This is a genomic window from Streptomyces sp. R818, from assembly GCF_056172735.1.
The window spans coordinates 546,674-571,942 of sequence record NZ_JAOCNE010000004.1 but is presented as its reverse complement, the minus strand read 5'-3'; the positions used below and the strand labels follow the sequence as shown (position 1 = coordinate 571,942).

The window sequence follows — 25,269 nt, the reverse complement described above, 5'->3', positions numbered from 1 at the left end:
CCCGGGTGCCGGGGGCGTCGGGGATGCGCGGGACGCCCGGGGCGGCGGGGCTGTCGGGTATGCGGGGAACATCCAGCATGCCGGGGACGCCGGGGACACCGGGGACGCCGGGGACGCCGGGGATGCCGGAGACGCCGGAGACGCCAGGGACGCCGGGGGCATCGGAGCCGGTGCGGAGCCGGCCGCACCCCCATCCGGAGCGGCGTCAACCGGCACACCCGCCCCAGCAGTTGCCGCCCGCCCCGCCCAGCGCAGCGCCCGGCGCCCCCCTGCCGCAGCGGCACGCGGGCGGTGCCCGTGCCACCCCCGCCGAGGCGCTGCCCGGCATCCGCCCCGAGGAGCGGCAGGTCGTGGAGCACACGACGGCGCTGCCCGCCCCGGGGAGCGGCGCGGTGCGCGGCACCATCGAGCGTCCCCGGCTCCCCAGACGCAGAGCCCAGGAACACCTGGCCCCGCAACTGCGCGGCGGCCCCGCACCGCGCCAGGACGACGAGGCGCCGGCCGGGCACGACCCCGGGCTCATGGCCGCGTTCCAGCGCGGGATCACCCTCGCGGAGAACGCCGAACTCCGTGAGCCGCGCGGACCGGGCACCGGGAGGACCGGGGGAGGCGGGGACGCCGAGGACGGCAGCGCCGGATGACCGATGCCCGGGCGGCCCCACCGCACAGTTCCGCCCGACGCCCCCACGACCAGCACCACACCGAGCAGTCCACCAAGGAGTCGATCCCCCATGGCGAGCGATGTGCCGACGGGTCATGTGTCCGATCTCGACTGGCTGATGAGCGGCCTCGTCCAGCGCGTTCCCCACACCAACAGCGCCGTGCTCCTCTCCTCCGACGGCCTCGTCAAGTCCGTCCACGGCCTCGACGCAGACAGCGCCGACCACATGGCGGCCCTCGCCTCCGGGCTCTACTCGCTCGGCCGCAGCGCCGGCGTGCGCTTCGGTGACGGCGGCGACGTACGGCAGGTGGTGGTCGAACTCGACTCCACCCTCCTGTTCGTCTCCACCGCGGGATCCGGCACCTGCCTCGCGGTGCTCGCGGGCCGCGAGGCCGACGCCGCCGTCCTCGGCTACGAGATGGCCATGCTCGTCAAGAGCGTGCGCCCCTACCTCGTGACCGCGCCCCGCCAGCCCGCGGCCGAGCCCTCGGCGATGAGGAATTGAGAGTGACCGCCCCGCAGGACGGGCCATGGCTCGACGGTGCGGCGGGCCGGCTCGTGCGCCCGTACACCGTCAGCGACGGGCGCACCAGACCGAGCACCTCGATGGACCTCCTGTCCCTGGTCATGGCCACCGGGGCGACCCCCCTCGGCTACCTGGGACCGGAGCACAGCCAGGCGCTCGACCTGTGCGCGCACCCGACCTCCGTCGCGGAGATCGCCGGCCACCTCGGCCTCCCCGCGGCCGTCACCAAGGTCGTCCTCTCCGACCTCGTCGACTGCGGCGCGCTCACCACCAAACCCCCCACGTTCCACGACAACCCCACTGACCGGTCCCTACTGGAGGCAGTGCTCGATGGACTACGACGACAGCTCTGACCTTTTCCCCACCGCGCTGAAGATCTTGGTCGCGGGCGGCTTCGGGGTCGGCAAGACGACTTTCGTCGGCGCGGTCAGCGAGATCGCCCCGCTCAGCACCGAAGAGCTGCTCACCACCGTCAGCGCCGCGACCGACAACCTCGACGGCATCGAGAACAAGGTCGAGACGACCGTCGCCATGGACTTCGGCCGCATCACCCTCGACCCCGAACACGTCCTGTACCTCTTCGGCACGCCGGGACAGGAACGGTTCTGGTTCATGTGGGACGAACTCTCCGAGGGCGCCCTCGGCGCGGTCATCCTCGCCGACACCCGCCGCCTGGAGGACTGCTTCGCCGCCGTCGACTTCTTCGAGGAGCGCGGCATGGGCTTCATCGTCGCGGTCAACGAGTTCGACGGCGGCTATCGCTACGAACCCGAGGAGGTCCGGGCCGCCATCGACCTCGACCCCGGGGTGCCCGTCGTCCGCTGCGACGCCCGCATCTCCAGCTCCGGCATCCAGACGCTGCTCACCCTGGTCCGCCATCTCCTCGCCCACGCCGCGCCCGCGGGGGCCCGCACGTGAGGTGCGCGGAGCGGAGGGCGTGCGCATGAGTGACGAGAGCTGCGCGGAGCGGGGAGCAAGCGCATGAGCTACGACGCGGCCCGGCGCCTGCTGCTGACCCCGGTCGACCGGGAGGGCGCCGAGCGCTCGGTCCTCCTTCGCCGCCTCGATCTGGGGCTGCGCCCGGAACCGTACTTCGACGCGTTCGCGGACCGGCTCGCCGACGTGACCGGTGCGCCCTACGCGATGGTCAACTTCATCGACGGGAACCGGCAGTTCTTCGCGGGCCTGCACACACCCGACGGCACGCGCCACGGCGGTGTGCTCGGCGCGGTCGCCGCCGAGGTGAGCGGCGCCGGGACGGGCCGCTACATGGCGCGGGACCACGGCTATTGCCCGCACGTCGTCGTGCGGCGCAAAGCGCTCGTCCTGGAGGACGTCTGCGACTACCCGAGGTTCGCGGGCAACCCGGTCGTCGACGAGATAGGCATCCGCTCCTACCTCGGCGCCCCGCTGCTCGACGACCGCACGGGCCTCGCGCTCGGCACCGTGTGCGTGGTGGACGTCGCCCCGCGCGCGTGGGGGAGGGCAGGTCTTACGACGATCAAGGCGCTGGCCGGTGAGCTGATGGAGGTGGTGCGGGGGCGGGGGCATCTGCTGGGGCCCGGGTAGGCCCGGCGGGGCCTGTAGGAAAGCTGCGGCGCCGGTTAAGAAAACCTCGATGGACCTGGGGCGGGGCGGTACGGAAGAGTCTGGGGTGACGGTCGGATCGACCGCCGCCCCAGACTTTTTCTCGTCCTTCCCGCGGCCGGCGGGCCGCTTCGCCGTGCCCGCGTGCGGACGAGGACGAGGCCATCACAGACGCCACCCCACAGACGACGCCACGACAGGAGCCGAACCGTTGAAGGCACTGGTCAAGGAGAAGGCCGAACCGGGACTCCGGCTGATGGACGTGCCGGAGCCGTCCGTCGGCCCCGGCGACGTACTGATCAAGGTCAAGCGGACCGGGATCTGCGGCACCGACCTGCACATCCGCAGCTGGGACGGGTGGGCGCAGTCGGCGGTCAGCGCGCCGCTCGTCCTCGGCCACGAGTTCGTCGGCGAGGTAGTGGAGACCGGCGCTGCCGTCGTCGACATAGCCGTCGGCGACACGGTCAGCGGCGAGGGCCACCTGGTCTGCGGCAAGTGCCGCAACTGTCTCGCCGGGCGGCGCCACCTGTGCCGGGCGACGGTCGGCCTCGGGGTCGGCCGCGACGGCGCGTTCGCCGAGTACGTCGCGCTGCCCGCCTCGAACGTGTGGGTGCACCGCGTCCCCGTGGACCTCGACGTGGCGGCGATCTTCGACCCGTTCGGCAACGCCGTGCACACCGCGCTGTCCTTCCCGCTCGTCGGCGAGGACGTCCTGATCACCGGCGCCGGGCCGATCGGCCTGATGGCGGCGGCGGTCGCCAAGCACGCGGGCGCCCGCAACGTCGTGATCACCGATGTCAGCGAGGAGCGCCTGGAGCTGGCCCGCAAGATCGGCGTCAGCCTCGCCCTGAACGTCGCGGGCTCCAGCATCGCCGACGGCCAGCGCACGCTCGGCCTGCGCGAGGGCTTCGACGTAGGTCTGGAGATGTCCGGCAACCCCGTCGCGATGCGCGACATGCTCGCCAACATGACCCACGGCGGCAAGATCGCCATGCTCGGCCTGCCCTCGCAGGAGTTCGCCGTCGACTGGGCCCGGATCGTCACCTCGATGATCACCATCAAGGGCATCTACGGCCGCGAGATGTTCGAGACGTGGTACGCGATGTCGGTCCTCCTGGAGGGCGGCCTCGACCTGGCCCCCGTCATCACCGGACGCTACGCGTACACCGACTTCGACGCGGCCTTCGACGACGCGGCGAGCGGCCGCGGCGGCAAGGTCATCCTCGACTGGACCGTCTGAACTTCCCCCCTCGCGTTAGGACTTACTCCATGTTCGACAACGTACGCGCAGACCTCCAGGCCACCCTCGACGAGATCGTCGCCGCGGGCCTGCACAAGCCCGAGCGGGTCATCGGCACCCCGCAGTCCGCCACCGTCGACGTGACGGCGGGTGGCCGCCCGGGTGAGGTGCTCAACTTCTGCGCCAACAACTACCTCGGCCTCGCCGACCACCCCGAGGTCATCGCCGCGGGTCACGCGGCCCTCGACCGCTGGGGTTACGGCATGGCCTCCGTCCGCTTCATCTGCGGCACGCAGGAGGTGCACAAGGAGCTGGAGGCGCGCCTGTCCGCGTTCCTCGGCCAGGAGGACACGATCCTCTACTCCTCCTGCTTCGACGCCAACGGCGGCGTCTTCGAGACCCTCCTCGGCCCCGAGGACGCGGTGATCTCCGACGCCCTCAACCACGCCTCGATCATCGACGGCATCCGGCTCAGCAAGGCCAAGCGCTTCCGTTACGCCAACCGTGACATGGCCGACCTGGAGGCCCAGCTCAAGGCGGCGGACGAGGCGGGCGCGCGCCGCAAGCTGATCGTCACCGACGGCGTCTTCTCCATGGACGGTTACGTGGCGCCGCTCGCGGACATCTGCGACCTCGCCGAGCGCCACGGCGCCATGGTCATGGTCGACGACTCGCACGCCGTCGGCTTCGTCGGCCCCGGCGGCCGCGGCACGCCCGAGCTGCACGGCGTCATGGACCGCGTCGACATCATCACCGGCACCCTCGGCAAGGCGCTCGGCGGCGCCTCCGGCGGCTACGTCGCCGCCCGCGCCGAGATCGTCGCCCTGCTGCGCCAGCGCTCGCGCCCGTACCTGTTCTCCAACAGCCTCGCCCCGGTCATCGCCGCCGCGTCCCTGAAGGTCCTCGACCTCCTGGAGTCCGCCGGTGACCTGCGCGAACGCCTCGCCGCCAACACCAAGCTGTTCCGCAGCAGGATGACGGCGGAGGGCTTCGACATCCTGCCCGGCGACCATGCGATCGCCCCCGTCATGATCGGCGACGCGGCGGTGGCGTCCCGGATGGCCGAGCTGCTCCTGGAGCGCGGCGTCTACGTGATCGGCTTCTCGTACCCGGTCGTGCCGCAGGGCCAGGCCCGGATCCGCGTCCAGCTGTCGGCGGCGCACTCGACGGAGGACGTGAACCGGGCGGTGGACGCGTTCGTGGCGGCGCGCGCCGAACTGGGCTGACCGCCCGGCCTCCGGGGACTCCAGAGGTCGCGCGCCGAACTGGGCTGACCGCCCGGTCACGGGGGACTCGGGAGGGTTTGGGATAATCAGGGCATGATCGAAGCGCGGCGGCTGCACATCCTCCGGGCGGTGGCCGACCACCGTACGGTGACGGCGGCTGGCGCCGCGCTGTACCTGACCCCGTCCGCGGTATCCCAGCAGCTCACCGCCCTGGAGCAGGAGACGGGCCACAAGCTGGTCGAGCGCGGGGCGCGCGGCGTCCGGCTCACCCCCGCGGGCGAGATCCTGCTCACCCACACCAACGCGGTCCTCGCCCAGCTGGAGCGCGCCGAGGCGGAGCTGGCCGCGTACAGCACCGGCGAGGCGGGCACGGTGACGCTGGCCTCCTTCGCGACGGGGATCGGCCTGGTCGTCGGCCCGGCCCTGGCCCGCCTCGCGCACACCGCGCCCGGCATCCGCGTCCGCGTCCAGGACGCCGAGGGCGACGCGAGCCTGCCGATGCTGCTCGACCGCCGCATCGACGTGGCGGTCGCCGTCGAGTACCGGGGCGCGCCCGGCGCCGACGACGACCGGATCACGCGGGTGCCGCTCTACGCGGAGCCCTTCGACGCGGTGCTCCCGGTGGCCCACCGCCTCGCCGACGCCGACCGCGTCCCGCTCGTCCCGGTCGCCGAGCTGGCGAAGGACACCTGGATCGGGCCCTACCCCGGCAACCCGTGCCACGACGTGGTCGTCCTGGCCTGCGAACACGCCGGTTTCTCCCCGCAGTTCGAGCACTCCTCCGACGACTTCCGCGCGGTCGTCGCCCTCGCCTCGGCGGGCGCGGGCGTGGCCCTCGTACCGCGCTCGGCGCTGGTCGGCATGGACCTGAGCGAGGTCGTCGTCCGCCCGATCGAGGGGGTGGCGCCGACGCGGAAGGTGTTCGCGGCGGTACGGCACGGGGCGGAGGCGCATCCGCTGATCCGGCCGGTGATCGGGGCGTTGGGGGAGGCGGCGAGGGGTTGAGCCGGGCCTATGGGCTCGCGGATCAATTCGCCAGCCGTCGTCTCATATCTGGGATAACGTGCCGAATATGAGACGCGAAACTGACCCGCATACCGGGCCCGGCCCCGAGGAGGCGGATCCGGTCGACGCGCGCCTGGGTGCCCGCCTCGCCGAGCTGCGGGCCGAACACGGCTGGTCCCTGGGCGAATTGGCGGACCGCAGCGGCGTGAGCCGCTCCACCCTCTCCCGCGCCGAACGCGCCGAGATCAGCCCGACCGCCGCCCTCCTCAACCGCCTCTGCGCCGTGTACGGCCGCACCATGTCGCAACTGCTCAGCGAGGTCGAGTCGGCCCCGGCGCAGGTGGTCCGCGCCGCCGAGCAGCCCGTATGGCGCGACGAGTCGAGCGGCTTCGTCCGCCGCTCGGTCTCCCCGCCCCTCGCGGGCCTGCGCGCGGAACTGGTCGAGGGCCGCCTTGAGCCGTACGCCGACATCGCCTACGACCGCCCGCCCGTCCCCGGCCTGGAACAACACGTCTGGGTGCTCGACGGCCGCCTGGACCTGACGGTGCAGGGCACCACCCACACGCTCACCACCGGCGACTGCCTGCGCTTCCGCGTCTGGGGCCCGACGCACTTCCACTGCCCGGGGCCGGAGGGTGTGCGGTACGGCCTGGTGGTGGTCCGCCCGTGACGTTCTCGACGCGTCGTCTGACGCCGACCGAGTTCGCGCAGCGCGCGGACGAGCTGGGCGGTCTGCTGGCTGACACGGTCGACGGCGGCAACTCCCTCGGCTTCCTCGACGGACTGACCCCGGGCGCGGCCGCCGCCTGGTGGCGCGACCGTACGCCCGCCGTCGAGCGCGGTGAGCTGACCGTGTGGGCCGCCCTGGACGAGACCTCGGGCCGCTGCGTCGGCACGATCTCCCTCGCACGCACCGACAAGGCCAACGGCCGCCACCGGGCCGAGGTGCTCAAGCTGATGGTGCACAGCGCGGCGCGCGGCAAGGGGCTGGCCCGCACCTTGCTCGCGACCGTGGAGCAGGCGGCGGCCGACGAAGGCCTCTCCCTCCTCGTCCTCGACACGGAGACGGGCAGCCCCGCCGAGACCCTCTACGGCACGGCGGGCTGGACCCGGGCCGGCGTGATCCCCGACTACGCGGCCGACCCGGCGGGCCGGCTGCACCCCACGACGGTGTTCTACCGCAAGCTGTGACGGGCAGCTCTGATCGGCAGCTCTGATCGGCGGGCGTGACCGGCGGGTGTGATCGGCAGAAGTGGCAGCGGAGGAGTACGCGCACGGCCCCGAATGTGCATGGAACACGTACGGGCATGGAACGCGTACGAGCACGGAGGGGCGCCCGCCCGTCCGCGACCGTGCCCCACAAGCCACAGCCCGGGACCAGGAGCCGCCCCATGACCGACCCCGCGTACACCACCAGCGCGCTGAGCACCGGCGACGGCGCGACCGTGGCCACGTACACCTGGCTGCCCGAGGGCGCCAGGCCGCGCGCGTTCGTGCAGATCGCGCACGGCGCCGCCGAGCACGGCCTGCGCTACGACCGCTTCGCCCGGTACCTGACCTCGCACGGCTACGGCGTCATCGCCTCCGACCACCGCGGCCACGGCGCGACGGCGGTGAGCACGGGCGGCTACGGCGTGACGGACGACGCCGAGCCCGGCACCGTCGACGCCTGGATCGCCATCGTCGAGGACCTCAAGGCCATCGGCGACCAGGCGCGGGCCCTCAACCCGGACGTGCCGTTCGTCCTGCTCGGCCACAGTCTCGGCTCCCTGCTGGCCCGCGAGTACGCGCAGCGGCACGCGGACGACCTGGTCGGCCTGATCCTCTCCGGTACGTTCCGCTCGCTGCCCGGCGCGGACAACGAGGGCTCGATCGCGTCCCTGGAGGCGGACATCGCCCGCGCGGGACGCGCCGCACCCTCCTCCTACGTCACCGATCTCTTCGCCTCCTTCAACGACCCGTACCCGCACCGCACCGGCTTCGAATGGCTGTCGCGGGACGAGGCCGAGGTCGACGCATACGTGGCCGATGAACGCTGCGGCTTCCCCTTCGCGGCGGGCCTCGCCCTGGACTGGGTCCGCGCCGTCCGCCGCATCAACGACCCGGCGAACCTGGCCCGCATCCCCGCCGACCTGCCCGTCCACGTGGCAGTGGGCACCGAGGACCCGTGCAACCAGCGCATGACCCTCGTCCACGAACTCCTCGAGGACTTCCGCTACGCCGGGGTCACCGATCTGACGTGGCGCGGCTACGAGGGCGCCCGCCACGAGATCCTGAACGAGACGAACCGGGACGAGGTGCAGGCGGATCTGCTGGGGTGGCTGGACAAACGGGTGCCGTAGCGGCTGCTGTAGCGGGTGCCTGGCGCAAGCCAAGGCTTGTCGTAACCGATGCCTGCCATGGCCGGCGCTGTGATCGGTGATCGGTGATCGGTGATCGGGGCCGGTCCGATGTCAGTGCCTTTGGTTACGGTGCTTCCCATGCCGGACGCCGAGGATGTACGCACCATCGCCCTGTCCCTGCCGGAGACGACGGAGAAGACCGCCTGGTCGATGCCGACGTTCCGGGTCGCGGGAAAGATGTTCATCACGCTGCCCGAGGAGGAGACGTCGATCGCCGTGCGCTGCCCGAAGGTGGAGCGCGACGAGCTGGTCCTCGCCGAGCCGGACAAGTTCTGGGTCGCGGAGCACGAGGCGTACTCCGCCTGGGTCCGCGCCCGGCTGGCCGCCCTCGACGACACGGACGAACTGCGGGCGATCCTCACCGACTCCTGGCGGCAGGCGGCCCCGCCCCGACTCCTGGACGCGCACCCGGAGTTGGGCCTGCCGCCCGCGGACTGACATCACGTGGGACGAAGCGGATGTCCATGACATGATCCGCACGCGGCGTGACGAGGCCGACGGGCCGCGAGCCGGGACGTGAACGTGGACGGGGACGAACGGAGGGCCATGGCTGCGGGGGCGGGGGTGGGGGCGGGCGCGAGAGACGGCGGGCCGTCGGGGATCGGCGGCGGCATCTGGTCCCGGGACTTCGGCCTGTTCTTCACGGCACGGGCCGTCGCCAAGCTGGGCGACACGATGCTGCCCGTGGCGCTGGCCGCGGGCCTGCTGCAGTACGGGTACGGCGCGGGCGCGGTCGGCCTGGCGATGGCGGCGTCGGTGGCCTGCTTCGCCGGGCTCGTCGTCTTCGGCGGAGTCTTCGCGGACCGCTTCGACACGCGTTGGCTGATGATCGGCGCCGACGCGACCCGCCTCCTCACCCAGTCCCTGGCCGCGGCGATGTTCTTCACCGGCCACGTGATCCTCTGGCAGATCTGCGTCATCGGCGCCCTGAACGGCGCGGCGTCCGCGCTCTTCCAGCCCGGCGTAGCCAGCACGGTGCCCCGCCTGGCGAAGGACGTCCAGGCGGCGAACGGAGCGATCCGCGTAGCCGAATCCGGCTCCCAGCTGGCGGGCCCGGCCGTGGCGGGCCTTCTTGTGGCCTTCGCGTCTCCGGGCCTGGTCTTCGCCGCGCACGCGGCCACATACGCGTTGAGCGCACTCTGCCTGCTCCTCCTGCGCCTCCCGGAGCGGCCCCCCGAGCACGTCGGCCCGTCGTCGAACGGGGGATTCCGTGCCGACCTGATCCAGGGCTGGCACGAGTTCCGCTCGCGCCCGTGGCTGTGGGGCGTGATCGCGGTCTGGTGCGTTCTGATGATCGGCGCGTCGGGCCCGGCGATTCCGCTGGTCGCGACCCAGGTCACGCAGGAGTACGGCCCGCGCGCGTACGGCCTGGTCAACTCGGCCCTGGGCGCCGGCACGGTGATCGGCGGCCTGATCGCCCTGCGCCTGCGCCCCCGCCGCATGCTGCGCGCCGGCTCCATAGCCCTCTTCGGCTTCGCCCTGTTCCCGGCCTCGGTCGGCGCGGGCCTCGGCGTGCCGGGGATGATGGCGGGCTGCGCGGTGGCGGGCGCGGGCATGTCGTTCTGGGGCGTGATGTGGGCGACCAGTGTCCAGACGCAGGTCCCGCACGACGTCCTGAACCGCATCCACGCCTACGACGTGGCGGGCTCCCTGGCGATGGCCCCGGTGGGCCAGGCGCTGGCGGGCCCGGCGGCGAACACGTTCGGCACGCACCACGTCCTCCTGACAGGCGGCGCGGTGACACTGGCCTGCGCCACAGCCCTCCTCGCGATCCCCCCGATCAGAAACCTCCTCAGAGCGCCCCCTCACCCGGCACACACCACCTCCCTGCCGACTTCCGCACCCCCACTCGGGACCCGACGGGCCCGAGGCCCCGTCGACAGATAGCCCCCGCCGCCTGTCCCCTTCAACGCCTTCCACCCCTTCCACCCAGGGATGCGCGACCACGCCCCCGAGTGCGGTATGGTTTCTGTGCACGTTCGGCCAGGGGGAAAGCCCAGGTCAGCGGGTATCGGGACGTGGCGCAGCTTGGTAGCGCACTTGACTGGGGGTCAAGGGGTCGCAGGTTCAAATCCTGTCGTCCCGACAAGTTCGAACGATCGAACGTCGCAGGTGAAGGGCCGTTTTCGAACGGCCCTTTTTCTGTTGTTCCCCGCTCCCATCTGGGAGCGGGGGAGTGGGATCGTGCTCGCTGTGTCCCCTTGGCTGGCTGCTCCCATTTCGAGCGCTGCGCACCTTGGGTGTTCGTTCACATTCGTGCCCGTTTTTGTGAAGCCCGTCTCCCCGTCGTATGGGTCGGTTTCCGGATACGGCTTGCGCTCTTTGCGCTGGTGAGGGCCGCTCCCAGTGGGAGTGGGGTCGGGAGCGGTGTCCCCTTGGCTGGCGGGTGAGTTATGGGGGCGTGCGAAATCTTGACCGCATTTCCAATTCGAGATGGCGGGTATGCGGCATTTGCGGATTTGCTATTGGGGGATGCATGGAGTCGTTGATTGCGGGTGGGAGCGGTGCGGCGGCGTTCGGGGCTGTTGCGGGATCGGGGGAGCGTCTCCTTGTACTGGTCGATGTAGGCGACCTTCAGCGCAGTGGACGGTCCAGCTCCGCGATGCTTCTATGTCAAGCAGTCCGCGGAAGTGCCTGAGCGATCTGCTGGTCGTCACGGGAGGCCTCGTCAGCCAGCAGGGCCCGGAAGGCCCGGTCGTAGATGCGGCGCCGCAGCAGCCGCAGGGCCTCCTTCACCGTCTTCCCGGCGGCGATCTGCCTGGCGTAGTGCGCGGCTCCGGGCCCGTCCCTGCGGACTTGGGTCACTGCGGCCATGTGCAGGGCAATGTTGATGGTGCGGTTGCCTCCCCTGTTCAGGCGGACACGAACCGTGTTGGAGGACCAGACGGGGATCGGGGCGGTGCCGTTGAACCGGGCGAAGGTGTCCTTGGACTTGCAGCGGGCGGCCCCGGCGGTCTCCCCGAGAATCATCGCCGCGGACAGGACGCCGCATCCGGGCACCGCCAGCAGGCTCGGGGCCAGTGCGTGCACCAGCTGGCGCAGCCGGGCTTCCATCGTGTTGATGCGCACGGTCAGGCGCCGGCACTCCTGAATCAGGTCCAACGCGATCTCCGCGACCACACCGTGCTGGGCGGCGAGATCTACTTCCAGGCTGTCCAGGACGCACAGGCGTTTCAGGCCGCGCGAAGGTACGGCGAGCTCGGGGTCGATCTCGTGCAGGAACCAGCGCAGCTTGTTGGCGATGGCCGTGCGCTGTCGGACCAGCATCCGGCGGTGATCGGAGCGCAGCTTGACCTCCCGGGTGGGACCGTCCAGTTCGGCCCTGGGAGGGTCGGTCTCTCGGAGAGCGACTCGCGCCACGGCTTCGGCATCGATCGGATCGGACTTCCCGCGCTCGCGGGCCGAGCGTCGGGCGCCAGCCATCAGCCGCGTGTGCACGCGTACCACCGCGTATCCCGCCAGCAGCAGATCCGCCTCGAAGCGCCGGGTCAGATGACGGCAGTCCTCGATGGCGAGGAGTACCTGAGTGAACTGGCCCAGCCAGGCGCAGACCTGCCGGTGGCCCGTGGCCGTGGCATCCACGGTCAGTTGCGTCAGACGCCTTCCGACCTGGTCGACCGCGACCAGGGTGTGGGTCTTCTTGTGGGAGTCGATACCAACCACGGTCACGGGATGCCTCCAACGGGAGTCGGACGAGGTGTCATCGTTCTCCGCGGGGGCACGCCTCAATCGGGCAAGCGGCACGCTTCTATCAGGCCACATCGCGAAGAACGTGGACGCCGATGGGGCGGCACATCGCGGAGAAGCCCTCAACTGACGGGGCAGCAAAGAAAAGAGCCAGCCCCATCGGCATCTGTCACTGTCGCACCGTCACCGGGGCGACGTCTCCAACGATGGCATTGAAGTGAAGAAAGCCGAGGCGGACTTCAGTATCGCGTTCGCCCGCCGCAGTTCCTTCACCTCCCGCTCCAGCTTCGCGATCCGGGCGGCCTCCGCACTGGTGGTCCCGGCGACGGTGCCCTCGTCGATCTCGGCTCGCTTCACCCACCCCCGCAAAGCCTCCGGATGTACATCAAGCTGGTCGGCGATGCACTTGATCGCACCGGCCCGGCCGGCCGGGTCCTTGCGGGCGTCGACGGCCGGACTCGTCGCGCGTTCACGCATGGATGACATTCTCGGCAGGCGCCTCGGCAGGCGCACGGGCGCACGGGCGGGCAGTCGCGCAAGCGCGCGCACGCCGCCGTCAGCTGGTCGGGCCCACCAGGGGCACGTGCGGCACTGAGTTCCGCAGAGGTCGACAATGAATAATTCATGCCCCTGACCAGGTGTAATTCATGCAGTCAACGGTGAAGGTTTCACTTTGTACATTTATAGGTCACGGCTTAAAGTCAACGATGCTGCATGGTGCAGATGAGATGAGTAATTGCATTCACGGAATGCATTCATTTGGGGGCTTCGTGCCGGATTCGATCCCTGGCGGTGCGTCCTACGGCCGCGCCGTCTGCAGCTGATCAGCCGCGGAGTCCCGCATCGGGGGTGGGCCACAGTGCTGCGCATACGCGTAACCGACAAGGACATTCAACGCTTGAGAATGGTTCATACGCTGGGGCCGGTGTCCGAAGCCGTCTTCGCGCTTCATCGTTTCGGACGTGACCGGGCTCGTGGTGGGGTCGGCTGGAACAGGTTCGTACGCGAACGACTCGGTGACGATCTTCCCGCCGTGGACGAGATCGTGTCCGAGTATCGGGCCATTCCCGATCTTCTGTGGCTGCTTGAGCGGGCCGGAGCCGACGAGGATTCCGTGCCGTCGGCGGTGCGCGCCCGGAGTCGCCGCCTCGCTCAGGTCGTCTTCCGGTTCTGCTCCGCGGGCATCCTGCCCTACTGGTCGCGGATGCAGGCCCGGCTCGAGATCGAGCGTGACATGCGGGGGCGGGTGGCCATCACGAACGGCGTCGAGTTTCTGCTCGCGGGACTGCACCCCAAGGTGACGTGGGAGGCCTCGGAGCTGCGCATCGCGTCCAGCGTCGACCGCGACATCGAACTCGACGGGCGCGGCCTGATCCTGAGCCCCTCGTTCTTCCTGCCCGACAGGACCTGCGTACTGCTGCGCTCCGAGCGGCAGTACGGTGTGCCCGCACTCGTCTTCTCCACGCCTCTGGGCCTCGGAGGCCTGGAGGCGGCCCCGGAGGAATCGGAGGAAGAGGGTGACCGGGCGCTGGCGGCCCTCGTGGGAGCCACTCGTGCGGCTGCCCTGCGCGCGCTGTCCGAGAGCGGCACCACCGGCGATCTGTCCGACCGGCTCGGCATCTCCCTCTCCGGCGCCAGCAAGCAGGCCACGGTGCTGCGCGAGGCGGGTCTGATCACGACGTTGCGCAACCGCACCACCGCCAGGCACACCCTCACTCCTCTCGGACTGGCGCTTCTGCAGAGGGAGGTGCCCACCCGTGCGCCGGGTGCCCTGGGCGGTCCGGGCCGCATGCCAACGGGTGAGCTGCGGAGCATCCAAGGGCCAGCGTTCAGGGCATGACCCGTGTCTCGACCACACGCCCGTCGACGAGCAGCACCACCGCGTCCGCCCGCTCCAACGACGCCAGGCCTGTGGCCGAGGACACCACGCAGAGCCCCTGCCGGTCCACCAGGTCGCGCAACAGGTCAAGGGCGGCTGCCGCGTCGGTGGGCGGCAGTCCGTTGGTGAGGTCGTCGACGAGCAGTACGTCAGGGGAGCCGGCGACCGCGACCGCTACAGCGGCCGCGCGTTGCCGACTTGCCGCCATGGCCAGTACGGGGGTGTCCTTCTCCTCCCACAGGCCCAGCCGGTGCAATGCCTCACGCAACAGCTCTGCCGCCCCGGCCGGCAGTTGCGCGAGCGCCGTGGAGAGGGTGCCGATCGTCGCGAGCTGCTCCGTGACCGGCCGGAGACCGACGTGCGCGAGCCGGAGGCCTTCGGCGAGGCACACCTCGCCCGACGTCACCGGATCAAGCCCCGCGGCACATCGCAGGACGCTGATGGTGTCCGCGGCGCTCACCCCGGTCAACGCCGTCCAGGTGCCGGCCTCGCACGCGAGGGTGACATCCTCCAACCCGCTTCCGGGCCCGACGCCCCCGGCTCCGATCGTGCCGGCATGACTCAGCCACAGAGCCGCACGCTGTTCAGTCATGGTGATCCCGTCTACCCGAGCGCGTCCACGGCTGTTCTCAAGAACCGGCATGAGCAGCAGGTTATGGTCGCTGGAGCCGACAGGGCCATACCCTCTGCCCCCGGAGCGGAACTACAGCCTGCTGTAGTGCGCGGAGCACCGCACTGAGAACCCGTTCGACGCAGAGTGGAGGGCCCGCTCGTCGAACGGACCCGCCGCCTCCGGGGCGCGCTACTGCTGTCGGACGCAGAGCCTCCCGATGATCTGCACTCGGTCGACGTCTCCGGTCGTCGGGTCGCGCAGGAACCGGCCGAGGTACGGAATCGCCGTGCGTGCACCGCCGTCCGAGGGCGTACGGAAGGACAGGTCCTTGCCCACGAGAAGCCGGACCGGCGCGGCTCCGGCGACCGAGAGCAGGAGTTCGCCGTCGTCGGCATCGACCCGGCACGACCAGGAACCGTTGGTGTAGTACCCCGCGCACTCCGGCGGTGCCGCCGCGGGCTCGGCATCGAACGTGTCCCGAGGATGGTCACCGATCTCCAGACCGGTCTCGGCAAGCCGCTCTAGCAGCGACTCCCAAAGGCGCGCTCCGGTACTGCCGTTGGCGGTGAGCGCCACCACGGTCCCCGTCGACGGGTTCACCCGCAGATGGCTCCACGCACCGTCGCCGGTGCCGTCGTGGCCGAACCAGTTCCCGTACCGCGACCAACCGGCACCCCAGCCGCCCGCAAGCCCGTACGCACCCACGGCGAGCCCTTCCGTGACGTCCTCGCGCATCGACCGCGCCGTCGCCGCGTCCAGCAGGTCCGCGCCCGGGCCGAGGCCCAGGTGCGCGGCGCCGAACACCGTGAGGTCGCGTGCGCTGACGCAAAGGCCGGCGGCCGGATCCTCCAGCGGCGGCACGGACTGCTCCTTGATGGGCCGGGGCCGGACGTCGGGGCGTACGAGATGCCCCAGGGCCACCGGCGCCGCCGCGTCGTGCCGCATGGGGCGCAACAGCATCGCGTGCACGGCCTCCGCCCAGTCCAGCCCCGTGATCTCCTCGACCAGGCGGCCGGCGATCAGGTACCCCGGATTGGAGTAGGAGAAGACCGTACCGGGCTCGTGCACGGTCAGCTGGGACGCGTGATGGTCGAGCCACCGCGCGCGGGTGGTTCCGGAGGGCAGCTCCGCAGCGTTGGCCACCAGGCCCGCCGTGTGGCTGAGCGCCTGGCGCAGCGTGAACTCCGGTGCCGCGCGCAGCTCGTACAGGTGCTCCGACAAGGGCTCATCCAGCGCCGCGTCACCGTCGGCGACCAGCAGGCCCGCGAGCGTCGCGGTGAACGGTTTGGTGAGCGATCCGAGCGGGAACGCCGTCGCGGCCGTCACCTGCCTTCCCGATCCGGCCTCCTCCTCGCCGGTCTCCGCGGTACGCAGGGCGCCGTCGCTCCAGATGGCCAACTGGGCGCCGGGCACACCGTGTTGCCGTGCGAGTTCCGTCAGTTGATCCTTCACCGCGCGTCCTCCGCTCCGAGGGCCGGCTCGCAGAGCAGGGCGATCGCCCGCAGCGCCGCCACGAGTTCGCCGCCGATCCGCGCGATCGTCTCGGGCTCGTGCAGGTTGACCGAGTAGTAGAGGTCGAAGCCGAGCCGGCCGCCCTCGACCGCGCCGACCACCTCCAGTGCCTGCTCGACCCGCTCGCGGTCGTTCTGTTCCTGGCCGATCGGGTCGTGGAAGGCGTGGAACAGCGAGCGGTCGGCCGTCCGCGTGATCTCCTCGGTCTGGCTGTGGTAGTTGAACATCACGGCGGGGGGCGTGCGCTGTGCCGACGCCGTGCCGGGCCCGGCGAGGTGGCGCAGCGCGCCGTAGCCGAGTCCGTTGCCGGGAACGGCACGCAGGCAACGGCGCACCGAGCGTACGACGGCCGGCCAGTCGGCCTCCTCGTCCGTCCGCCCGGGCACCTGCAGCGCGACGGGGTACGAGCTGGTGAACCAGCCGACGGTGCGGGACAGATCGACGTCGTCGAAGATCTCCTCACGGCCGTGGCCCTCCATCTCGATCACCAACCGGTCGTCGCCGGACCAGCGGCACAGCGTCCAGGCCAGCGCGGAGAGCAGCACGTCACTGGCGCGGGCCCGGAACCTGCCGGGCGCCACGTGCAGCAGCGCCGCGGTCTCGTCCCGGTCGAGCCGCACCGGAAGGGTCCGCCGCGACGACACCACGTTCGGCCCGGGACCGTCGGCCGGCAGCGGTGCCGCCTCGGGCACCGCCTCCCAGTGCGCGGCCTGATCGGCGAAGCCGCCGTCGGCCGTGTGCGAGGCGAGCCGCGTGGCCCACTGCCGGAACGAGGACGTCTTGGCGCCGAGGTCGATCGCCTCGCCGTCGAGCGCCTGCCGGTAGGCGAGATCCAGATCGTGGTTGAGGATCCGCCACGACACCGCGTCGATCACGAGGTGGTGCACGGTGAGGTGCAGGTGCGCCCGCCGGTCCGGCCCGAGGTCGAACAGGACCGCCCGCAGCAGCGGCCCGGTCGCCAGGTCGAGACTCGTGTCGGCCACCGCGGCAAGCCGGTTCATGACCGGAAGCAGCTCCTCGTCGGGCAGCCCCGAGAGGTCATGGTGCTCCATCAGCTCACCGGTCTCGGCCGCGGCGTTCCGCTGCGACCAGTGGCCCTCCTCGTCCTGCGTGTACCGCATCCGCAACGCGTCGTGGTGGGCGACGATCGCCGCGAGCGCGGCCCGCAGCGCCCCCTCGTCGGTGTCCGCCGCGAGCTCGACGTGGACCGACTGGGCGAGGTGGTGCGGGGCGACCGAGTGGCGGGTGAAGAACTCGTGCTGGATCGGGGTGAGCGGCACCTCGCCGGCCTCGGCCTCCTGGACGGCGGCGACCTGGCGGCCCTGGCCGGCGACGGCGACGAGCTGTTCGACGGTCGGATGGCTGAACAGGTCGCTGGAGGAGACCTGCAGTCCCGCCCGGCGGCTCTTGAACACGACCTGGATGCTGAGGATCGAGTCACCGCCGAGGTCGAAGAAGTCGTCGGTGACCCCGACGCGTTCGACGCCGAGCACCTCCGCCCAGATCGCGGCCATCGTGTGCTCGTCGGGGGTACGCGGCTCCACCGGGGTCCGGCCGGCCGCCGCGGTCGCGGGCTCGGGCAGGGCACGGCGGTCGACCTTGCCGTGCGCGGTCAGCGGTATCCGCTCAAGGCGGACGAGGGCGGCCGGGACCATGTACTCGGGCAGGCGGGCAGTGAGATACGCGGTCAGTTCGGCCGGGTCCCGCTCCGAGACCACGTACCCGACGAGACGCCGGCGGCCCGGTTGGTCCTCGCGGACGAGGACGGCCGCACCTGCCACGTCCGGGTGCCCGGCAAGCGCCTGCTCGACCTCCCCGAGTTCGATGCGGTAGCCGCGCAGCTTCACCTGGTCGTCACTGCGGCCCGCGAACTCGAGCGTCCCGTCGGGAAGCCAGCGCATCAGGTCACCGGTGCGGTACATCCGGCTGCCGGGCTTGCCGAACGGGTCCGGCAGGAAGCGTTCGGCGGTCATCCCGGGCCGGTCCCGGTACCCGCGGCAGACCCCGTCCCCGGCGAGATAGGCCTCCCCGGTCACGCCCACCGGCACCACCTGCAAGTCGCGGTCGAGCAGATAGACCCGGGCGTCCGCGCTCGGCCGGCCGACCGGAACGGTCCGTCCGGGGCGTCCGCCGTGCTCGACCGGGAAGCATGTCGCGGTCACCGAGCACTCGGTGGGCCCGTAGGCGTTGACGATCCGCAGTCCGGGCAGCCGGTCGAGGACCCGTGCGCAGTGCGGCGCGGACAGTGCCTCGCCGCCGACGACGGCCGTGCGCAGCCCTTCGAGGATGCCCGGGTCGGTGTCGGCCACGGCGTGGAAGAAGCCCGCGGAGAACGACATGGCCTCCACCTCGTTGTCGCGCAAAAACTTGTCGAGTTCGTCGACCGAGCGGAAGTCACCGGGTCGCACGGCCAGGCACGCGCCGCTCAGCAGCGCCTGCCACAGCTCGTTCTGCGCGGCGTCAAACGAGATGGAGTGGTGCTGGGCGATCGTGGCGGCGCCGCCGAAGGTGTGCTCGCCCGCGGCGTGCACGAGCCGGACGAGGCCGCGGTGGGTGACCATGGCGGCCTTGGGCGTACCGGTCGAGCCCGAGGTGTAGACGAGCACGGCGAGCTGGTCCGGGACGGTCCGTGCGGGCGGCGGCCCCGGGACGGGTGCCGGCCGCACCTCGTCGACCAGGAGGACCTCGGCGTCGGTCGGCGGCAGCCCGGCCGCGAGCGCGGCACTGGTCAAGAGCACCGGCACACGTGAATCCTGGAACAGATGGGCGAGGCGCTCGGGCGGGTACCCGGGGTCGAGCGGCACATATGCGCCGCCCGCCTTGAGGATGCCGAGCATGGACGTGATCATCTCGGCGCCGCCGGGCAGGCAGATGCCCACCGGCACCTCTGGTCCGACACCCAGGCCGACGAGGTGGTGGGCGAGCCGGTCGGCGGCCGCGTTCAGCTCGGCGTAGGTCAGCCGGGTGTCGTCGGCGATGACCGCGGGCCGGTCGGGGTACGCGCGGGCGACCTCCGCGAAGAGCTCGTGCAGGCACCGGTCGGGGTAGCCGGACGGGGCCCCGTTGAACTCCTCGACCAGCCGGTCGTGTTCGGCGCCGCGGACCATCGGCAGGTCCCGCAGTGTGGTGCCGTCGGCCGCCACCATCGCGTCGAGCACGCCGAGCAGGTGAGCGGCGAAGCGCTCCGCGGTGGCGTCGTCGAACAGGTGTGGGTCGTAGCCGACCCGCAGGTGCAGTCCGTCCATCAGGTGCGCCACGCAGGTGAGCGGGAAGTTCGACGTCTCCAGGCCGGCCAGCGAACGAACGCCGAGGCCGTGGCGCTCGGCCGCGTGCTCGTCGTACGGGAAGTTCTCGAAGACCACGCAGCTGTCGAAGAGGTTCGTGCCCGCCGGGATCGCGGCCCAGTCCCGCACTTGGGCCAGTGAGGCGTACTCGTACTGGCGGCCGTCGACCTGCTGCTCCTGGATCTCGCGCAGCCAGGCACACAGCTCCTTGTCGGGCGAGACGGCCAGCCGGGCGGGCAGGGTGTTGATGAACAGGCCGACCATGTCGTCCGAGCCCGGCAGCTCGGCTGGCCGGCCGCCCACCGTGGTGCCGAAGCAGACGTGCCGGTCGCCGCTGTAGCGGGACAGGACCAGCGCCCAGGCGCCTTGGACCAGCGTGTTGACGGTGACCCGGGCCTCCCGGGCGAAGCCCTCGATCCGCCCGGTCTCCTCCGCCGTGAACGTGAGGTCGACGTGGCCGGTGTCGCGGGACTGGTGCGAGCGCAGCGGGGCCCGGTCGTACGGCAGCGGGGTGGGCGTGGAGAACCCGGCGAGCAGGCCCGCCCAGTACGTCCGCGCCGCATCGGTGTCCTGCTCGCCGAGCCAGCGCACGTACTCGCGGAACGGACGGCGCGGGCGCGGCGGCGCGACCTCGAGTCCGCTGAGCGCGGCGTGCTCCGCGAAGACCTCGCCCAGCATGTCGGCGAAGCTCCAGCCGTCCAGCAGCAAGTGGTGCGAGGAGCAGCGCACATGGACGGTGGACGCGGAGAGCCGGGCCAGGTGCAGCCGCAGCAGCGGCGGCCGCGACAGGTCCAGCGGTTCGCTCGGGGCCTCGGCCAGCAGGCGCACGCGCTCCTGCTGCTCCGCCTCGGTCAGCTCCGACCAGTCCTCGACGACGACGGGCACGGTGACGTCCTTGTGGACCACCTGGAGGGGGCGTCCGCCCTCGGCGTCGACGATCGCAGTACGCAGCACGGGCATGCGGTCGACGACCCGTTGCCATGCCTGAGCCAGCAAGGTGGGGTCGGTGACGCCGTCGAGGACCAGCCCGAGGTGGGTGAAGTAGATGTCGTCCTCGTGCGCGTCGAGCGAGTGGAAGAGCAGGCCGCTCTGCATCGGGGTGAGCGGATAGATGTCCTCGACCGCGCGGCCGTCCCCGGCGATCCGGTCGACGCCGGCCTGGTCGAGCCCGGCGAGCGGGAAGTCGGAGGGGGTGCAGCCGCCGGCCTCGGCGCAGTGCGCCACGATGGCGGCGAGGGCGCTGGTGAACCGCGCGGCGAGGCCCGTGATCGTCGCCTCGTCGTGCAGCGCGGCCGAGTACTCCCAGGAGAACTCGAGCCGGCCGTCGCGGACCATCCCGATGATCTCCAGGGGGTTCGGGCGGGCCAGGTGCGCACCGCGGTCCGGCACCGGGCTGGGCCGCCAGCGGCGCAGCAGGCCGTCGCCCGTGGTCACGTCGAACTGGCCGTGGTAGTTGAAGCCCACCTGGCAACGGGCGCCGCCGAGCCCGGCGTCCTCGGTCAGATAGCGCAGGGCGCCGTAGCCGATACCGGCCTCGGGGACCGCGCGCAGGGTCTCCTTGACGGCCTTGAGCCGGGTGCCCCAGTCGCCACCCGGCACCGGCAGCACCACCGGGAAGAGCGTGGTGAACCAGCCGGCCGTGCGGGACAGGTCGACGTCCTCGAACAGGTTCTCGCGGCCGTGGCCCTCCAGCTCGACTGCGACGGCGTCGCCGCCGGTCCATTCGGTCAGGACCGCCGCGAGCGCGGTCAGCAGCACGTCGTTGATCTGGGTGCGGTACGCGGCCGGGACGTCCCGCAGCAGCGCGCGGGTCACCTCGGCATCGAGCCGGACCTCGACCGTACGGGCGTCCGCGAGCGTGTCCGCCGCCACCCGCTCGGCCGGCAGCGGCGGGCAGGCGGCGGAGGCGGCCTCCACGGCCTGCCAGTACGGCCGTTCGCCGGTGAAGCGGCCGGATCCGGCCGCCGTGGTCAGCCGCCTCGCCCAGTCCCGGAAGCCGGTGGACTTCTCCGGGAGGCTGACCGACAGGCCCTGCGCCGCCTGCTGGTGGGCGAGTTCCAGGTCGGAGAACAGCACGCGCCAGGTGACCCCGTCGACGACGAGGTGGTGCACCGCGATGAACAGCCGGTCGGGTTCCGGGGCACCGGAGAAGAGCACGGAGTTCAGCAGGGGCCCGGCATCGAGCCGGAAGCCGGTCTGGGCCGCCGTGACCGCCTCGTGGACCGCCTGCGCACGGCCGGGACGGTCGAGGCCGGACAGGTCGACCACGCGGAACGCCTCGCCCGTCTCGGTGGGCGCGCAGCGCTGCCGCCAGGAGCCGTCGGCGAGGTCGGCGCGCATCCTCAGGGCGTCGTGGTGGTGGAGCAGCGCCGTCACCGCCGTGCGCAGGGCGGCCGGATCGGTGCCGGGGGCGAGTTCGACGAACATCGACTGGTTGAAGTGGCCGGCGCCCTCGGGGTACTGCTCGAAGTACCAGCGCTGCACCGGGGTGAGGGGTACGTCGCCGACCGCCGCGGTGGCCGTCCGCGGCGCCGCCTCGTCCACGTCCTGGACGACGGTGGCCAGGTCGGCGACGGTCTGGTGCCGGAAGATCTGCTTGGCGGTCAGGCGCAGACCGGCCCGCCGCGCCTTCGACACGACCCGCAGCCCGACGATCGAGTCGCCGCCGAGCTCGAAGAAGTTGTCGTCGACGCCGACCGTGCCGGGCTCCAGGCTCAGCACGTCGGCCCAGATCGCGACGAGTTCGGCCTCGGTGCGGGTGCGCGGCGGCATGTGGTGCGTGGGGGCGTGGTCGGTGACCGCCGGCGTCGGAAGCGCCTTGCGGTCGAGCGTGCCGCTCGGTGTCATCGGCAGCTCGTCGAGGACGACGAGTGCGGAGGGTATCGCCGGGTCGGGCACGATCCCCGAGAGGAACGCGCGCAGCTCGGTGAGGCTGGGCGCGGCACCGTCCGCGATCAGGTACCCGACGAGCCGGTCGCGGCCCGTGTCGGCGCGTACCGCGGCGGCCGCGGCGGCGATGCCGGGGTGGCGCAGCATCGCGGCCTCGACCTCGCCGAGTTCCACCCGGAAGCCGCGCACCTTGACCTGGTCGTCCGCGCGGCCGAGGTACTCCAGGTCGCCGCCCGGCCGCCATCGCCCGATGTCGCCCGTGCGGTAGAGCCGGCCGTCGGCGAAGGGGTCGTCGAGGAAACGCCGCGCGGTCAGCTCGGGGCGGTTCCAATAGCCTTGCGCCACCCCGTCTCCGCCGACGTAGATCTCGCCGGGTACACCGATGGGGACGGGACGCATCCGGGCGTCGAGCACGTATGTACGGGTGTTGCTCAGCGGTCGGCCGACCGGCACGACCGCCGTGCCGACCGGTGCGTCGGTCCGCAGTTGATACGTCGTGGAGTCCACGGTGGTCTCCGTGGCGCCGTAGTTGTTCGTGACGACGGCGTCCGGGGACAGCCGTTCGAGGACCACGGCCGCGTCGTCGGCCAGCCACGCCTCCGAACCGACCGCGAGCACGCGCAGGGAGTCCGCCCGGGCGTCGGTCCAGGACAGCTCCTGAGCGATCGCCTTGGCCAACGAAGGCGTGGTCACCAGGAGCTGCGGGCGGGTCTCGGTGATCAGCGCCGCCAGTGCGGGCGGGTCGGTGATCGCCTCCGTCGGGCAGATCACCATCTCTCCGCCGTACATCGCGGACATCAGGAAGTCACCGAGGAACAGGTCCACGGCGAGGCTGGACACCGACAGGCAGCGGCCGCGCAGTCCGGTCAGGCCGTAGCGGGCGTCCCAGGCACGCATCATGTGGACGGCGTTGCGGTGGCTGACCATCACGCCCTTCGGGCGGCCGGTCGAGCCGGAGGTGTAGACGACGTACGCCAGGTCGTCCGGCCCCGCGGCCGTGACGGGCGGCGTGGCGGGCCGGCGGGCGATCACGTCCTGGTCGGTGTCGAGCCGGATCGTGGTCCAGGGGCCTTCGCCCACGGCGGCCGAGTCCGTGATCAGCACCGGCGCCGCGGCATCGTCGAGCATCATGGCAAGCCGCCCCGCCGGGTGCTCGGGGTCGAGCGGTACGAACGCGCCACCGGCCTTGAGCACAGCGAACAGGGCGACCACCGCGTCCACGCCGCGGTCGAGGCAGACACCGGTCAGCACGCCCGGGCGGACGCCGACCGTGCCCAGGTGGTGCGCGAGCCGGTTGGCCCGCGCGGCCAGTTCGGCGAAGGTGAGCCGCCGGCTGCCGTCGCTCACCGCGACGGCGTCCGGTGTACGCGCCGCCTGCTCGTCGAAGATCTGGTGCAGGGTCCGCGCGGCCGGTGCCGCGAGGGCCGGGCCCTGCCAGTCGGCGGTGAGCGTGCGCAGCTCGTCGGCCGGCAGCATGGACAGACCGGCGAGGGGGGCCGTCGGCTCCTCGGACACCGCGCGCAGCAGGGTCAGAAGGTGACCGCCGAGCCGTTCGACGGTCGCCCGGTCGAACAGGTCGGTGCTGTACTCGAGGTAGCAGGTGAGCGAGGAGGAGTCCTCGTAGAAGTCGAACGTGAGATCCAGCTTCGCGACGTCGATCGGCGGCTGGACCTCGGTGACCTGCAACCCCGGGAAGGCGGGCACCGTGTCGGCCAGGTTCTGCAGGTTGACCATCACCTGCACCAGCGGCGGCCGGGACGGGTCCCGGTCGGGCCGCAGCGAGTCGACGAGGCGCTGGAAGGGGACCTCGTCATGGGCGAACGCCTCGAGCAGACCGGTGCGCACGCGGTCGAGCAGCTCGGTGAACGACAGCGACTCCTGCACCTGGGAGCGCAGCACCACGGTGTTGATGAAGGAGCCGATCAGGTTCTCCAGCTCGGGCCGCTGCCGGCCCAGGGTGACCGTGCCGACCGCGACGTCCGGCTCGCCGCAGTACCGGGCGAGGAGCACCTTCGTGGCCGTGACCAGGGCCATGAACAGCGACGCGTCGCGCGCACGGCTCAACTCCCGCAGCCGGCCCAGCACATCGGCCGGAACCTCCACCGCCAGGGTCGCGCCCGCGGGCGTACGGACGGGGGGCCGCGGCCGGTCGGTGGGCAGGTCAGCCGTGCGCATCCCGCGAGCCGCTCGCGCCAGTAGTCGAGCTGCTCGTCGGCCGTGGCCGAGCGCTCGCGCTCCCAGACGGCGAAGTCGGCGTACTGCACGGGCACGGGCGGCAGGGACGCCACGACGTCGCGGGCCGCGGCCTCGTAGGCGGTGGCCAGTTCGCCGAGCAGCCGACCTGTCGACCAGCCGTCGCACACGATGTGGTGCATGGCCAGGACGAGTACGTGCTCGCGGGCGTCGACGCGCAACAGCGTGGTCCGAAGGAGCGGCCCGCGGCGCAGGTCGTACGGCGTGTTCATCTCCGCCGTGAGGAAGCGCTCGACCGCGGTCTCCGCGTCGGGCCCCGACACGTCGACGATCGGTAGGGCCAGGTCCGTGTGTTCGTGCACGACCTGGACGCCGCGGCCGTCGAGCGCGTCGAACGTCGTGCGCAGCATCTCGTGCCGGCGCACGACCTGGTTGAGCGCGACCGTGAGCGCCGGGGTGTCGAGCTCACCGCGCAGCCGCAGGGCGCGCAGCGCGTTGTACTCGGCGCTGTCCGGCTCCAGTTCGGCCAGGAACCAGAGCCGTTCCTGCGCCGAGGACATCGGCG

General features: G+C 71.8%; 18 protein-coding genes, 1 tRNA gene and 2 pseudogenes. 15 read left to right on the top strand and 6 right to left on the bottom strand.

Annotated elements, in window-relative coordinates:
* The 14 genes and pseudogenes from N5I75_RS15490 to N5I75_RS15425 all read left to right on the top strand — a co-directional run.
* A pseudogene (locus N5I75_RS15490) lies at positions 1-641 on the top strand (hypothetical protein); the annotation flags it as partial.
* A gap of 90 nt (positions 642-731) precedes the next feature.
* Complete coding sequence (locus N5I75_RS15485) at positions 732-1,166, top strand: roadblock/LC7 domain-containing protein (protein WP_338702494.1); 435 nt, start codon at positions 732-734, stop codon at positions 1,164-1,166.
* Positions 1,167-1,168: 2 nt separating this feature from the next.
* Complete coding sequence (locus N5I75_RS15480) at positions 1,169-1,540, top strand: DUF742 domain-containing protein (RefSeq protein WP_394428899.1); 372 nt, start codon at positions 1,169-1,171, stop codon at positions 1,538-1,540.
* On the top strand, positions 1,518-2,105 hold the full coding sequence (locus N5I75_RS15475; protein ID WP_476677864.1) for a GTP-binding protein: 588 nt from the start codon (positions 1,518-1,520) through the stop codon (positions 2,103-2,105). The genes N5I75_RS15480 and N5I75_RS15475 overlap by 23 nt, the downstream gene beginning before the upstream one ends.
* Before the next feature lie 63 nt (positions 2,106-2,168).
* Entirely contained in the window at positions 2,169-2,756 is a 588-nt protein-coding gene (locus N5I75_RS15470) for a GAF domain-containing protein (protein WP_476677863.1), read from the top strand.
* A 229-nt stretch (positions 2,757-2,985) separates the two neighbouring features.
* On the top strand, positions 2,986-4,014 hold the full coding sequence (gene tdh / locus N5I75_RS15465) for an L-threonine 3-dehydrogenase (protein WP_476677861.1): 1,029 nt from the start codon (positions 2,986-2,988) through the stop codon (positions 4,012-4,014).
* 29 nt (positions 4,015-4,043) lie between these two features.
* Complete coding sequence (locus tag N5I75_RS15460; RefSeq protein ID WP_476677859.1) at positions 4,044-5,240, top strand: glycine C-acetyltransferase; 1,197 nt, start codon at positions 4,044-4,046, stop codon at positions 5,238-5,240.
* 93 nt (positions 5,241-5,333) lie between these two features.
* Positions 5,334-6,245 (top strand): LysR family transcriptional regulator, encoded by a 912-nt coding sequence (locus tag N5I75_RS15455; RefSeq protein WP_476677857.1) that lies wholly within the window; start codon positions 5,334-5,336, stop codon positions 6,243-6,245.
* Between the two features lie 67 nt (positions 6,246-6,312).
* A complete protein-coding gene (locus tag N5I75_RS15450; RefSeq protein ID WP_476677855.1) occupies positions 6,313-6,915 on the top strand; it encodes a helix-turn-helix domain-containing protein in 603 nt (200 codons plus the stop codon).
* Positions 6,912-7,436 (top strand): N-acetyltransferase family protein, encoded by a 525-nt coding sequence (locus N5I75_RS15445; RefSeq protein ID WP_476677853.1) that lies wholly within the window; start codon positions 6,912-6,914, stop codon positions 7,434-7,436. Before N5I75_RS15450 ends, N5I75_RS15445 begins: the two co-directional genes overlap by 4 nt.
* A gap of 200 nt (positions 7,437-7,636) precedes the next feature.
* The gene (locus N5I75_RS15440) at positions 7,637-8,587 is read left to right on the top strand and encodes an alpha/beta fold hydrolase (RefSeq protein WP_476677852.1); all 951 of its coding nucleotides are present in this window, start codon (positions 7,637-7,639) and stop codon (positions 8,585-8,587) included.
* Positions 8,588-8,725: 138 nt separating this feature from the next.
* Positions 8,726-9,085, top strand: coding sequence for an MmcQ/YjbR family DNA-binding protein (locus N5I75_RS15435; protein ID WP_476677850.1), 360 nt, complete (start codon positions 8,726-8,728; stop codon positions 9,083-9,085).
* A 108-nt stretch (positions 9,086-9,193) separates the two neighbouring features.
* Positions 9,194-10,534: an MFS transporter gene (locus N5I75_RS15430; RefSeq protein ID WP_476677848.1), complete on the top strand. Its 1,341-nt coding sequence runs from the start codon at positions 9,194-9,196 to the stop codon at positions 10,532-10,534.
* Positions 10,535-10,659: 125 nt separating this feature from the next.
* Positions 10,660-10,733 (top strand) — tRNA-Pro (locus N5I75_RS15425).
* 527 nt (positions 10,734-11,260) lie between these two features.
* On the opposite strand, the gene N5I75_RS15420 is transcribed toward N5I75_RS15425, so the two are convergent.
* Entirely contained in the window at positions 11,261-12,391 is a 1,131-nt protein-coding gene (locus N5I75_RS15420) for an IS110 family RNA-guided transposase (RefSeq protein WP_476677846.1), read from the bottom strand.
* A gap of 126 nt (positions 12,392-12,517) precedes the next feature.
* Positions 12,518-12,811 carry a transposase gene (locus tag N5I75_RS15415; protein WP_476677844.1) on the bottom strand — a complete coding sequence of 98 codons (294 nt, stop codon included), beginning with the start codon at positions 12,809-12,811 and terminating at the stop codon, positions 12,518-12,520.
* A 382-nt stretch (positions 12,812-13,193) separates the two neighbouring features.
* Here N5I75_RS15415 and N5I75_RS15410 point away from each other — a divergent pair, with 382 nt between their 5' ends.
* Positions 13,194-14,174, top strand: coding sequence for an ArsR family transcriptional regulator (locus tag N5I75_RS15410; RefSeq protein WP_476677842.1), 981 nt, complete (start codon positions 13,194-13,196; stop codon positions 14,172-14,174).
* On the opposite strand, the gene N5I75_RS15405 is transcribed toward N5I75_RS15410, so the two are convergent.
* The 4 genes and pseudogenes from N5I75_RS15405 to N5I75_RS15390 all read right to left on the bottom strand — a co-directional run.
* Positions 14,164-14,856 carry an ATP-binding cassette domain-containing protein gene (locus N5I75_RS15405; protein WP_476677840.1) on the bottom strand — a complete coding sequence of 231 codons (693 nt, stop codon included), beginning with the start codon at positions 14,854-14,856 and terminating at the stop codon, positions 14,164-14,166. The genes N5I75_RS15410 and N5I75_RS15405 overlap by 11 nt on opposite strands.
* 159 nt (positions 14,857-15,015) lie before the next feature.
* A complete protein-coding gene (locus N5I75_RS15400) occupies positions 15,016-16,278 on the bottom strand; it encodes a serine hydrolase domain-containing protein (protein WP_476677838.1) in 1,263 nt (420 codons plus the stop codon).
* Positions 16,275-22,394: an amino acid adenylation domain-containing protein gene (locus N5I75_RS15395; protein WP_476677924.1), complete on the bottom strand. Its 6,120-nt coding sequence runs from the start codon at positions 22,392-22,394 to the stop codon at positions 16,275-16,277. The genes N5I75_RS15400 and N5I75_RS15395 overlap by 4 nt, the downstream gene beginning before the upstream one ends.
* A 72-nt stretch (positions 22,395-22,466) precedes the next feature.
* A pseudogene (locus tag N5I75_RS15390) lies at positions 22,467-25,264 on the bottom strand (non-ribosomal peptide synthetase); the annotation flags it as partial.
* Between the last annotated feature and the right edge of the window lie 5 nt (positions 25,265-25,269).

What these genes read in the sequence shown, in the direction of transcription:
- N5I75_RS15485 (WP_338702494.1), top strand. Translation starts at nt 732, where the DNA reads ATGGCGAGCGATGTGCCGACGGGTCATGTGTCCGATCTCGACTGGCTG.
- N5I75_RS15475 (WP_476677864.1), top strand. Translation starts at nt 1,518, where the DNA reads ATGGACTACGACGACAGCTCTGACCTTTTCCCCACCGCGCTGAAGATC.
- N5I75_RS15470 (WP_476677863.1), top strand. Translation starts at nt 2,169, where the DNA reads ATGAGCTACGACGCGGCCCGGCGCCTGCTGCTGACCCCGGTCGACCGG.
- N5I75_RS15460 (WP_476677859.1), top strand. Translation starts at nt 4,044, where the DNA reads ATGTTCGACAACGTACGCGCAGACCTCCAGGCCACCCTCGACGAGATC.
- N5I75_RS15455 (WP_476677857.1), top strand. Translation starts at nt 5,334, where the DNA reads ATGATCGAAGCGCGGCGGCTGCACATCCTCCGGGCGGTGGCCGACCAC.
- N5I75_RS15450 (WP_476677855.1), top strand. Translation starts at nt 6,313, where the DNA reads ATGAGACGCGAAACTGACCCGCATACCGGGCCCGGCCCCGAGGAGGCG.
- N5I75_RS15440 (WP_476677852.1), top strand. Translation starts at nt 7,637, where the DNA reads ATGACCGACCCCGCGTACACCACCAGCGCGCTGAGCACCGGCGACGGC.
- N5I75_RS15435 (WP_476677850.1), top strand. Translation starts at nt 8,726, where the DNA reads ATGCCGGACGCCGAGGATGTACGCACCATCGCCCTGTCCCTGCCGGAG.
- N5I75_RS15430 (WP_476677848.1), top strand. Translation starts at nt 9,194, where the DNA reads ATGGCTGCGGGGGCGGGGGTGGGGGCGGGCGCGAGAGACGGCGGGCCG.
- N5I75_RS15415 (WP_476677844.1), bottom strand. Translation starts at nt 12,811, where the DNA reads ATGCGTGAACGCGCGACGAGTCCGGCCGTCGACGCCCGCAAGGACCCG.
- N5I75_RS15405 (WP_476677840.1), bottom strand. Translation starts at nt 14,856, where the DNA reads ATGCCGGTTCTTGAGAACAGCCGTGGACGCGCTCGGGTAGACGGGATC.
- N5I75_RS15395 (WP_476677924.1), bottom strand. Translation starts at nt 22,394, where the DNA reads ATGCCGCCGCGCACCCGCACCGAGGCCGAACTCGTCGCGATCTGGGCC.